The sequence below is a fragment of the Rhodococcus sp. GXMU-t2271 genome (genome assembly GCF_041414735.1).
GTDB lineage: Bacteria > Actinomycetota > Actinomycetes > Mycobacteriales > Mycobacteriaceae > Rhodococcus > Rhodococcus indonesiensis.
In genome coordinates this window covers 29,076-39,821 of the sequence record NZ_JAUIZP010000059.1, presented here as the reverse complement: position 1 = coordinate 39,821, position 10,746 = coordinate 29,076, and the positions used below count along the sequence as shown (strand labels likewise).

Sequence of the window (10,746 nt, the reverse complement as noted above, 5' to 3'; positions counted from 1 at the left end):
CGAGGATACCGCCGAAGCGGGCGGGAAGATCAGTGCCGGGCGCGCAGTCCGTTGGCGAAGGGGCAGCCCACGAGTCGGCGCAGGGCGCGACCGAGGGAGTCGGCGTCGGCGACGGGTTCGGGGAACGGAATCCGCACGTCGTGGTCGCCGTGCCCGGACTCGAGGCGCAGGCGCAGGCCGTAGCGGTCCAGGCCGAGGGGCCGGATGCGGCCACGCCGGTCGGCGGCGGGGATGTGCCGGGCGATGCGGTGGACGAGGTCGCTGTGGTCCTGCTCGAGGTGCTCGAGCCAGGCGGACTCGACGGCGGCGAACGGGTCCGGGGTGGCGGCGAGGACATCGGCGACCTCCACGGCCTCGGCGCCGGTGGTGTCGGCGGCGACGACGGAGGTGAGCCGCAGGCGCAGCAGTTCGGCGCGGTGCCCGACGTCGAGCAGCGCGGGGTGCGGCAGGATCGCGGCGATGTCGGCGGCGAGCTGCCGGGGCTCGGCGACGGTGTGAGCGGTGCCGCGGAGCCAGATGAGCGAGCGGACGGGGTTGCGCAGGCGCAGCGGCGAATGGTCGGTCAGTTCCAGCACGGCATGCAGACCCGCGGCGCCTTGCTGCCAGGTCAGCGCGACGGCAGCGCAGTCGTCGGGGACGACGACGAACAGGTCGCCGTCGCTGTGCAGGTGGTGCAGCACCGTGGTCACGGGCGCGGCTCCGTCGGTGGCGAGCACGGCCGAGTCGGCACGGACCACGGCGGTGCGGACGGTCTCGGCGGTGGAAGGCGCGGGGAGTGCGGTGGTGGCCGGCATCGGAACCTCCTCGGGTAGTAGGTGAGGCAAACCTAAGTCATGGTGACCGGGGTCGCAACACCCCGGCGACTAACCTGGTGAGGTGCCCATCCCGCTCACGCTCGGAATGCCGCCGTCCCGTGAGGAGCCCCGCGGCCTGCTCACCGCCCTGCTCACTCGTCGGCACCCGACCCTCGCCGATGCCCTCGACGCCCCCGACCACGCCGCGATCGGCGACCCCGTGGTGCCGGTGTCCGCGCTGACCGAGGCTCCCGGGGCGGCCGCCGCGCTGCGGATCGTCGGTGAACTCGACGTCGCGCCCGACGCCGAGCACCTGTCCGGCCTGCACCCGGCCCCGGTCCGCTACCAGCTCGACTGCCCCGCGGCGGAGCTTGCCGAGGCGCTCGCGATCGCCGTCCCCGCCCCCCTGACCGTCTACGTCGACACCGGTGACCTGCCCGAGACGGCCCGCGCTCTCGTCGGCGCCGGGCACAGTCCTGGTCTGCCCGCCGGACGCGACGCCGGCGAGATCGCCGACTTCCTGTCCGTCCTCGCCCATGCCGGCACCGGCTTCGCCGCGCGTGCTCGCGACGCCGGCGAGGTGCTCGCCCTGCTCGCCGCCACCGTCGCCGCCCTGCGCGGCGACGACGTGCGCGCCGCGCTCGCCGCACCCGACCCCGCCCGGCTGACCGGCCTGATTCCCGAGGCCGCGGCCGCGGTGCGCGAGATCCTGCTCGCCGTCGAGGTCGACGACCCGGCGGCCGTCGCGCGGGACCTCGCCGGCCTCGGCCTGCCGCCGCGATGATTCCGTTTGCCGCGACGACAGGGTCCGGACGAATTCGGTGCGTACCCTTCTAGGCGTGCCACGCATCGCCTACTTCGGTCCCACCGGAACCTTCACGGAGATGGCCCTCGCCCGGTTCGAGGACGCCGGAACCTTCGACGGTCCGGTCGAGCGGGTGTCGGCCGCCAGCCCGCCCGCGGCGCTGCAACTCGTGCGCGACGGCGCGGTCGACGCCGCCGTGGTGCCGATCGAGAGCTCGGTGGAGGGTTCCGTGCCCCCCACGATGGACGCCCTCGCGGTGGGCCCGCGCCTGCAGATCGTGGCCGAGACCGAGCTGGACGTGGCCTTCACGATCGTGGGCCGGCCCGGCGTCACGCTCGGCGACGCCCGCACCGTGCACGCCTACCCGGTGGCCGCCGCGCAGGTGCGCCAGTGGATCGCCGAGCACATGCCGCGCGCCGAGGTGGTGGCCGCCTCGTCCAATGCCGGGGCCGCCGAGGACGTCGCGGCCGGCAAGGCCGACGCGGGCGTGTCCACCGCGCTGGCCGGGCAGCGACTCGGCCTGCCGGTCCTCGCCGACGGCGTCGCCGATCACGCCGGCGCCCGCACCCGCTTCGTGCTGGCCACCCGGCCCGCCGCCACCCCGGCCCGTACCGGCGTCGACCGCACCGCGGTGATCCTGCAGCTGCCGAACGAACCGGGCTCCCTCGTGCGGGCCATGACCGAGTTCGCCACCCGCGGCATCGACCTCACTCGCATCGAGTCCCGCCCCACCCGCCAGGAATACGGGACCTACTTTTTCCACTTGGACTGTGTCGGCCACATCGACGACGCACTCGTCGCCGAGGCGCTCAAGGCGCTGCACCGCTTCGCGCAGGTGCGGTTCCTCGGCTCCTGGGCGGCGGTGTCCCAGCACGGTGTGGCCCCGGTGTCGGACGAAGAGGATGCGCAGTGGCTGCAACGGCTGCGGCGCGGGGAGGAAGAGCGTTGAGCGGCCGATTGATCCTGGTCCGGCACGGACAGACGGTGGCGAACGTCGCGCGTCGCCTCGACACCAAGCTGCCGGGCGCCGAACTGACCGAACTCGGCGTCGCGCAGGCCCGCACCCTCGGGCGGGGGTTCGCGCAGCAGCCGCCGACAGCCCTGTTCGCCTCGCAGGCCCTGCGCGCCCGGCAGACCGCCGAGCACGTCGAACTCGCCGCAGGGGTGCCCACCGTCGTCCGCGAAGGCCTGCACGAGGTGCAGGCCGGGGAGCTCGAGGACCGCAGCGACGAGGAATCCCACACGCTGTTCATGAAGGTGTACGAGTCCTGGCACACCGGCGACCTGCGCGACCGGGTGCCCGGCGGCGAATCGGGCATGGAGGTCCTGGATCGCTACCTGCCGGTGGTCGAGTCGGTGCGGGCCGACTATCTCGACAACGGTTCCGGGGACGTCGTGGTGGTCAGCCACGGTGCCGCCATCCGCCTCGTCGCCGCCCACCTCGGCCGGGTGCCGGGCAGCTTCGCGACCGGCAACCACCTCGCCAACACCGAGAGCGTCGAGCTGGTCCCGCGGCCGGGTGGCGGCTGGGAGTGCGTCCGCTGGGGCACCTTCCATGGGCCGTTCCACGACACCGGACGCGCCGGCGCCGACGATCCGATGGGCTGAGTTCGCGCCCGACCGTCCGCACTCGGGAGCGTCCGGGCGCGGAGGCGTCCCGCGTGCTGCCGGCGCACGGGTATCCTCGAGCCGTCCGAATGTAGCGATCGATAGGTTGGGTACGGCACATGGGAACTTCCACCGACGGCACCGTCGCGGACGGTGTCGCTGGGCCGGACTGGCGACGTCTCGAGCCGATGGAGCTGACTCCCATCCTCTCCGCGGCGCTCGATGCGTTCTACGAGACCGGGTTCCACGGCACCTCGGTACGGGAGATCGCCCGCCGGGTGGGCGTCACCGTGCCTGCCCTGTACTACCACCACGAGAACAAGGAAGGCCTGCTCATCGCGCTGCTCGAGCTCTCGACCAGTGACGTGATGGCGCGCGCCTACGCCGCGGACGCCGACGGCGGCGACGACCCGGTGCAGCGGCTCGCCAACGCCGTCGAGGCCATCGTGCTGCGCATGACGAACCGTCCCCGGCTGGCCGCACTCGAGGGCGAGGTGCGCTACCTCAGTCCCGAGAACCGGCAGCGTTACCGCGCGGTGCGCAAGGAGATCGAGAAGCTCGTCCTCGAGATCGTCGAGGACGGGACCCGGCGCGGGGTGTTCGACGTCGACGACCCGGCCGAGACCACCCGCGCGTTGCTGGGCATGTGCCAGTCCATCCCGCGGTGGTATCACCGCGAGGGCTCCCTGACTCCGGAGGAGGTGGCGCGCAAGTACGTCGCGATCGCCCTCAAGACGGTCGGCGCCACCCCTGCCTCGACGTCCTGACAGGCGGGCTCAGCTCCGCCCGAACACCGCCGTCCGCTTCTCCTGGAACGCGCGCACGCCCTCGTGGAAGTCCGCGGACGCCAGCAGCTCGAGCTGGCCGGCCCGTTCGCGGCCGAACGCGTTGTCGAGCTCGCCGAGGGTCGCGTCGTTGATCGCGTCCTTGGTGGAACGGAAGGCCTCGACGGGGCCGGCGGCGAGCCGGACAGCGAGCGCGTCGACGGCGGCCGCGAAGCCGTCGTCGGGGTACACCTCGGCGATCAGCCCGGCCGCCAGAGCCTCGCTCGCGGGCAGCCGTTCGGCGAGCAGCGCCATCTTCAGCGCCCGGGCCCGGCCGATCGACGCGGCGACGAGTGCCGTCGCACCGCCGTCGGGCATGAGGCCGATCCGGGTGAAGGCGAGCAGCAGGTAGGACGACTCCGCCGCGACGGTGAGATCGCAGCCCAGGGCGAGGGACACACCGACGCCGGCAGCGGGACCGTTGACGGCGCCGACGACCGGCCGGGGGAAGGCGCGGATCGCGGCGACGGTGCGGTTGGCCGCGTCGATGGTCTCGGCCGACGGCGGCGCGGACAGGTCCTTGCCGGCGAGGTCGGCGCCGGTGCAGAACGCGCGGCCGGCGCCGGTGAGGACCGCGACGCGCACGGCGTCGTCGCCGGCGTACTTCTCGAAGGCGTCGGCGACGGCCTCGAGGGTGGCGGTGGTGACGGCGTTCATCCGGGCGGGCCGGTCGAGGGTGATGCGCAGGATGCCGTCGCCGACGGTCACGTCGACACCGATCGGGTCGATGGTCATAGGGTCCTCCGGGGGTCGGGTGCTCGGGACGATCAGGGGCGCAGGCTCAGGGCGACTTTGCCGGTCGCGGTCCGGTCGGCGAGCGACCGCAGTGCCTCGGCGGCGTGCGCCATGGGGTGGACGGTGGGTTCGGGGACCTGCAGGGCCCCGGAGCGCAGCAGCGGTTCGAGCTGCGCCCATTGGCGGGCGGTGTAGTCGGGGAAGGTGCGCACGTACTCGCCCCAGCCGGCGCCGAGGACCGAGATGTTGTTGAGCAGCAGGCGGTTGACCTTGACGGTGGGGATCTCACCACCCGTGAAGCCGAGGACCACCAGGCGTCCGTTCGGTGCCAGGCTGCGCAGGCTGTCGGTGAACCGGTCCCCGCCGACGGGGTCGAGGACGATGTCGACCCCGCGGCCGCCCGTGAGTTCGAGGACCCGGCCCTTGAAGCCGTCCGCGAGGACGGTGTGGGTGGCGCGGTTGGCCTTCGCGACCGCCGCCTTCTCCGCGGTACTGACCACCGCGACGGTCTCGAGGCCGAGGGCGGCCGCGACGTGCAGGGCGGCGACGCCGACACCGCCCGCGGCGCCGTGCACGAGCACCGTCTCGCCGGCGCGGTATCGGGCCCGTTCGTCCAGCGCGAAGTGGACGGTGAGGTAGTTCATGAGGAACCCGGCGCCGGCGGTCAGGGACACCGAATCGGGAAGTGGGAACACCGATTCCGGGGCCACCGCGACGGTCTGCTGCCACGCGCCCGCGGCGGCGAGCACGGCGACGCGCTGCCCCGGTGTCAGGCCGCTGCCTTCCGGGGCGGAGCGCACGACGCCGGCCCCTTCGACGCCGAGTACACACGGCAGGGGGCGGACGACCTGGTAGCCGGCGGTGGTCTGCAACAGGTCCGGAAACGAGACGCCGGCGGCGTGGAGATCGACGAGGACACTGCCCTGTGGGTCGGGTTCGGGGAGGTCCACGAGCCGCACGCCGTCGGGCCCGGTTCTGTCGGTCAGCTGCACGGCCTGCATGGGCTCTCCTGCCGTCCTTGTGGCCGAGCGGGTTTCGGTGCTCCGCGGCCCGGTGATCGCGTACCGCTCATCCATACCAGAACGTCCTGATCGGACGCTAGCTCGAGGAAATCGTTGACCGATCGATCGATCCGTGATAGTGATTTAGCGATCGATAAGTAGACCTGACTGTTTCCGGGAGGAGCCCCATGGCCGACGAGTCCACCGTCACCGAAGCCGCCGCGCTGTACGAGCGGCGCGGCAACGTCGCCGTCATTACGCTCAACCGTCCGAAGGCGCTCAACGCCGTGAACGCGGCGCTCTCGACAGCGGTCGGCACGCTGCTCGAGCAGGCCGAAGCGGACGAGCAGGTGCGCGTGGTGGTCCTCACCGGTGCCGGCCGGGCGTTCTGCGCGGGCGCCGACCTCAAGGTCCTCGCCACCGGCGGGAGCATCGCCGCCGACGGGCATCCCGAATGGGGCTTCGCCGGCTACGTCCAGCACTGGATCAGCAAGCCGACCATCGCCGCGGTCAACGGCTTCGCCCTCGGCGGCGGCACCGAGCTGGTGCTCGCGTCCGACCTCGCGGTCGTCGACGAGGACGCCGAGCTCGGCCTGCCCGAGGTCAAGCGGGGCCTGTTCGCCGCGGCGGGCGGGGTCATCCGCCTGCAGCAGCAGATCCCGCGCAAGATCGCCCTCGAGATCGCGCTGACCGGCGAGCCGATCTCCGCCGCCCAGGGCAGGGAACTGGGCCTGGTCAACCGGGTCGCCCCCGCGGGGACCGCGCTCGAGGTGGCGCTCGAGCTCGCCGAGACGATCGCCGCGAACGCGCCGCTGTCGGTGCGCGAATCGAAGGCGATGATCCACCGCACCGCGCACGGCGACGACTGGGAGCAGGGCGTCTGGGACGCCAACGCCGCCGCGCTGAAGGTGGTGTTCACCAGCGAGGACGCCAAGGAAGGCCCGACCGCGTTCGCGCAGAAACGGGCCCCCGTCTGGACGGGTCGCTGATCCCCTGATCTCGGCCCGGGGTCTCGCCGATCCCCTTCGGGGCAGTCACCTCGACCCCTCCGGGGCCCCGGGCCGCTCCAACTCTCGAAAGGAACTCCTCATGACCAACGCTGTCATCGTCGACGTGGTCCGCACCGCGGTCGGCAAGGGCAAGCCCGGCGGCGCGCTGTCCGGCACCCATCCCGTCGAACTGCTCGCCCACGTCCTGCGGGAGATCACCGCCCGCAACGACCTCGACCCCGCGCTGGTCGACGACGTCATCGGCGGCTGCGTCAACCAGGCCGGCGAACAGTCCCTGAACATCTCCCGCACCGCGCTGCTGTCGGCCGGGTTCCCCGAGTCGGTGCCGGCCACCACCATCGACCGCCAGTGCGGCTCGAGCCAGCAGGCCGCGCACTTCGCCGCGCAGGGCGTCATCGCCGGCGCCTACGACATCGTCATCGCGTGCGGTGTCGAGTCGATGAGCCGCGTGCCGATGGGCACCTCGTCGATGGGCCAGGACGCCTCCGGCCCGGGCATCGCCGCCCGCTACCCGGAGGGCCTGGTCAACCAGGGCATCTCCGCCGAACTGATCGCCGCGAAGTGGAAGTTCGACCGCGAGGCGCTCGACGCGTTCTCGGCGCAGTCGCACCAGCGCGCCGCCGAGGCGATCGCCGCCGGGTTCTTCGACCGCGAGATCGTCCCGATCACGGTCACCAACGCCGCCGGCGAGCAGGTCCGGCACACCGTCGACGAGACGGTGCGCGCCGCGACCACCGTCGAAGGCCTGGCCGGACTGAAGCCGTCGTTCTACACCGAGGCGTACGCCCAGCGCTTCCCCGAGGCGCAGTGGCTCATCACCCCGGGTAACTCGTCGCCGCTGACCGACGGTGCCTCCGCGGCACTGATCATGAGCGAGGAGATGGCGAACAAGCTGGGCCTGACCCCGCGGGCCCGGTTCCACTCGTTCGCCGTCGCCGGCGACGACCCGCTGTTCATGCTCACCGCGCCGATCCCGGCCACCCGCAAGATCCTCGCCAAGTCCGGGCTGAGCATCGACGACATCGACGCCTACGAGGTCAACGAGGCGTTCGCCCCGGTGCCGCTGATGTGGGCACACGAGTTCGGCGCCGACCCGGCCAAGCTCAACCCGCGCGGCGGCGCCATCGCCCTCGGCCACGCCCTCGGCTCGTCCGGCACCCGCCTGCTGACCACGCTGGTGAACCACCTCGAGGCCACCGGCGGCCGCTACGGCCTGCAGACCATGTGCGAGGGCGCCGGCATGGCCAACGCCACCGTCATCGAACGCCTCTGACCGACAACCACACTCGAAAGGATCCTCACCACATGATCGTCAACGACAGCGTCGCCGTCGTCACCGGTGGCGCCTCCGGCCTCGGCCTCGCGACCGTCAAGGCCCTGCTCGCCGACGGCGCCCAGGTCGTCATCATCGACCTGCCGTCCTCGAACGGCGAGACCATCGCCAAGGAACTCGGTGACCGCGTCCGCTTCGCCGCCGCCGACGTCACCGACGAGGCCGCCGTAACCGAGGCCCTCGACCTGGCCGAATCGCTCGGCCCGCTGCGGGTGGCGGTCAACTGCGCCGGCATCGGCAATGCCGTCAAGACCGTGAGCAAGAAGGGCGCGTTCCCGCTCGACGCGTTCAAGAAGGTCGTGGACGTCAACCTCTTCGGCACGTTCAACGTCATCCGCCTGGCCGCCGAGCGCATCGCGAAGACCGAGTCCGTCGACGGCGAACGGGGCGTCATCATCAACACCGCGTCCGTCGCCGCGTTCGACGGTCAGATCGGGCAGGCCGCCTACTCGGCATCCAAGGGCGGTGTCGTCGGCATGACCCTGCCGATCGCCCGCGACCTCGCGTCGCTGCTCATCCGCGTCGTCACCATCGCACCGGGCCTGTTCAAGACCCCGCTGCTCGGGTCGCTGCCGGAAGAGGCCCAGAAGTCCCTCGGCCAGCAGGTCCCGCACCCGGCCCGCCTCGGCGACCCGTCCGAGTACGGTGCCCTGGCTGCGCACATCGTCTCCAACCCGATGCTCAACGGCGAGGTCATCCGCCTCGACGGCGCGATCCGCATGGCCCCCCGCTGATCGTCGCGGACGATCGACATGTGAGAGGACGGGGTCGATGACTGCCCAGCCCACACCCCGCCGGTTGGCGAACTGGCGGGAGTTCGAGGCGCTGCAGCTCGACCCTATCCTCGAGCATGCCCTGGACGCCTTCGGCGAGAACGGTTTCCACGGCACCAGCGTCCGGGATCTGGCCCGCCGGATCGGAGTGACGGTACCCGCGCTGTACTACCACTACGAGAACAAGGAAGCCGTCCTCGTCGCGCTCCTCCACACCGCCGTACGTGATCTCACCGAACGCGCCCTCGCGGCCGTCGCCGCGGGCGGCGACGACCCCGTGCGGCGCTTCACCCACTTCGTCGAGGCGATCGTGCTGAACTCGACCTACCGATCCCGGCAGTCCGCCCTCGACTCCGAGCTGCGCCACGTGTCGCCGCAGAATCGCCGCCACTACGCCGAGACCCGCAAACATATCGAGTTGATCGCCCTCGACCTGGTCGACGAAGGCGTCGAACGCGGCGTGTTCGTCGTGGACGACATCGCCGAGGCGGTGCGGGCCCTGCTCGGCATGTGCCAGTCCATCGCCCGCTGGTACCGGATCGGCGGACCCTTGACCCCCGACCAGGTCGCCGCGCGCTACACCGTCATCGCGCTGCGCATCGTGGGTTGCCCGTCCGCCTCGGCGCGCGCACGGTGACTGTCGCGCCGCACCGCCCGCCCTGCACACCGAGGTAAGGACTTCCATGAAGCGCCACTTCTTCGACGCCGACCACGACGCGTACCGGGAGACGGTACGCGAGTTCCTCGCCCGCGAGGTCGAACCGAACTGCGAACGCTGGGAGGACGAGCGGCTCATCGACCGCTCCGCCTGGATTGCCGCGGGCAAGGCGGGCGTCGTCGGCCTCGGCGTTCCCGAGGAGTACGGCGGCTCCGGCGTGACCGACTACCGGTTCCGCTGCGTCGTCGCCGAGGAGATCGCCCGCACCGGCACCACCTCTTTCGGCTCCGGCATGAGCCTTCAGGACGACATCGCCGTCCCCTACATCGCCGACCTCGGCACCGAGGAGCAGAAGCGCCGCTGGCTGCCCGGCATGGCCGCCGGCGAACTCATCGGGGCCATCGCCATGACCGAGCCCGGCACCGGGTCCGACCTGCAGGGGATCAAGACCACCGCCGTGCGCGACGGTGACGACTGGATCCTGACCGGGCAGAAGACGTTCATCACCAACGGAATCCACTCCGACCTGGTGATCGTCGTGGCCCGCACCGACCCGAAGGCCGGCGCCCGCGGCTTCTCCCTGCTCGTCGTCGAACGCGACATGCCGGGCTTCACCCGCGGCCGCAAGCTGCGCAAGGTGGGCCTGGCCGGCCAGGACACCGCCGAGCTGTCCTTCGACGCCGTGCGGGTGCCGGCGGGCAACCTGCTCGGGACCGAGGGTCAGGGATTCGTTCACCTCATGGAACACCTTCCCCTCGAACGTATCTCCATCGCCGTCGGTGCCGTCGCCGCGGCCCGGGCGGCGTACGAGTGGACCAAGGACTACGTGTTCGAACGCACGGCATTCGGCAAGCCGATCGGCGCCCTGCAGAACACCCGCTTCGCTCTCGCCGAGATGCTCACCGAGATCGAGGTGACCGGTTCGCACGTCGACCGGTGCGTGCTCGCGCTGAACGCCGGGGAGCTGACCGCCGTCGACGCCGCCAAGGCCAAGTGGTGGGCCACCGAGCTGCAGAAGCGCGTCGTGGACCGGTGCGTGCAGTTGCACGGCGGCTACGGGTACATGATGGAGTACCCCATCGGGCGCGCCTACGTCGACACCCGCATCCAGACCATCTACGGTGGCACCACCGAGATCATGAAGGAGATCATCGGCCGCGACATCGCTGCCGAATTCGCCTGATCCACTCCACCTTCGAAGGAGC

Annotated in this window: 12 protein-coding genes; 9 read left to right on the top strand and 3 right to left on the bottom strand. The window is 71.8% G+C overall.

Annotation, left to right across the window (positions count from 1 at the left end):
* Positions 1–29 precede the first annotated feature (29 nt).
* Positions 30–794, bottom strand: coding sequence for a DUF2470 domain-containing protein (locus QYS60_RS20960; protein WP_289382569.1), 765 nt, complete (start codon positions 792–794; stop codon positions 30–32).
* 82 nt (positions 795–876) lie between these two features.
* Here QYS60_RS20960 and QYS60_RS20955 point away from each other — a divergent pair, with 82 nt between their 5' ends.
* From QYS60_RS20955 to QYS60_RS20940, 4 genes are all read left to right on the top strand, one after another.
* On the top strand, positions 877–1,578 hold the full coding sequence (locus QYS60_RS20955) for a hypothetical protein (RefSeq protein ID WP_371384158.1): 702 nt from the start codon (positions 877–879) through the stop codon (positions 1,576–1,578).
* Between the two features lie 55 nt (positions 1,579–1,633).
* Complete coding sequence (pheA, locus tag QYS60_RS20950; protein ID WP_289381932.1) at positions 1,634–2,548, top strand: prephenate dehydratase; 915 nt, start codon at positions 1,634–1,636, stop codon at positions 2,546–2,548.
* Positions 2,545–3,207, top strand: coding sequence for a histidine phosphatase family protein (locus QYS60_RS20945; protein WP_371384157.1), 663 nt, complete (start codon positions 2,545–2,547; stop codon positions 3,205–3,207). Before pheA ends, QYS60_RS20945 begins: the two co-directional genes overlap by 4 nt.
* Positions 3,208–3,326: 119 nt before the next feature.
* Entirely contained in the window at positions 3,327–3,974 is a 648-nt protein-coding gene (locus QYS60_RS20940) for a TetR/AcrR family transcriptional regulator (protein WP_054373410.1), read from the top strand.
* 9 nt (positions 3,975–3,983) lie between these two features.
* On the opposite strand, the gene QYS60_RS20935 is transcribed toward QYS60_RS20940, so the two are convergent.
* Both QYS60_RS20935 and QYS60_RS20930 read right to left on the bottom strand, forming a co-directional pair.
* Positions 3,984–4,766, bottom strand: a complete 783-nt coding sequence (locus tag QYS60_RS20935; RefSeq protein WP_289381935.1) for an enoyl-CoA hydratase — start codon at positions 4,764–4,766, stop codon at positions 3,984–3,986.
* Positions 4,767–4,798: 32 nt separating this feature from the next.
* Positions 4,799–5,767, bottom strand: a complete 969-nt coding sequence (locus QYS60_RS20930) for an NADPH:quinone oxidoreductase family protein (protein WP_289381938.1) — start codon at positions 5,765–5,767, stop codon at positions 4,799–4,801.
* A 188-nt stretch (positions 5,768–5,955) separates the two neighbouring features.
* Here QYS60_RS20930 and QYS60_RS20925 point away from each other — a divergent pair, with 188 nt between their 5' ends.
* The 5 genes from QYS60_RS20925 to QYS60_RS20905 all read left to right on the top strand — a co-directional run bounded on the left by QYS60_RS20925 (position 5,956) and on the right by QYS60_RS20905 (position 10,724).
* Positions 5,956–6,756 carry a crotonase/enoyl-CoA hydratase family protein gene (locus QYS60_RS20925; protein WP_003939417.1) on the top strand — a complete coding sequence of 267 codons (801 nt, stop codon included), beginning with the start codon at positions 5,956–5,958 and terminating at the stop codon, positions 6,754–6,756.
* Positions 6,757–6,856: 100 nt separating this feature from the next.
* The gene (locus QYS60_RS20920; protein ID WP_289381939.1) at positions 6,857–8,050 is read left to right on the top strand and encodes a thiolase family protein; all 1,194 of its coding nucleotides are present in this window, start codon (positions 6,857–6,859) and stop codon (positions 8,048–8,050) included.
* A 32-nt stretch (positions 8,051–8,082) separates the two neighbouring features.
* Positions 8,083–8,844 carry a 3-hydroxyacyl-CoA dehydrogenase gene (locus tag QYS60_RS20915; protein WP_371384156.1) on the top strand — a complete coding sequence of 254 codons (762 nt, stop codon included), beginning with the start codon at positions 8,083–8,085 and terminating at the stop codon, positions 8,842–8,844.
* 37 nt (positions 8,845–8,881) lie between these two features.
* Entirely contained in the window at positions 8,882–9,520 is a 639-nt protein-coding gene (locus QYS60_RS20910; RefSeq protein WP_371384155.1) for a TetR/AcrR family transcriptional regulator, read from the top strand.
* Positions 9,521–9,566: 46 nt separating this feature from the next.
* On the top strand, positions 9,567–10,724 hold the full coding sequence (locus QYS60_RS20905; RefSeq protein WP_371384154.1) for an acyl-CoA dehydrogenase family protein: 1,158 nt from the start codon (positions 9,567–9,569) through the stop codon (positions 10,722–10,724).
* Positions 10,725–10,746 lie beyond the last annotated feature (22 nt).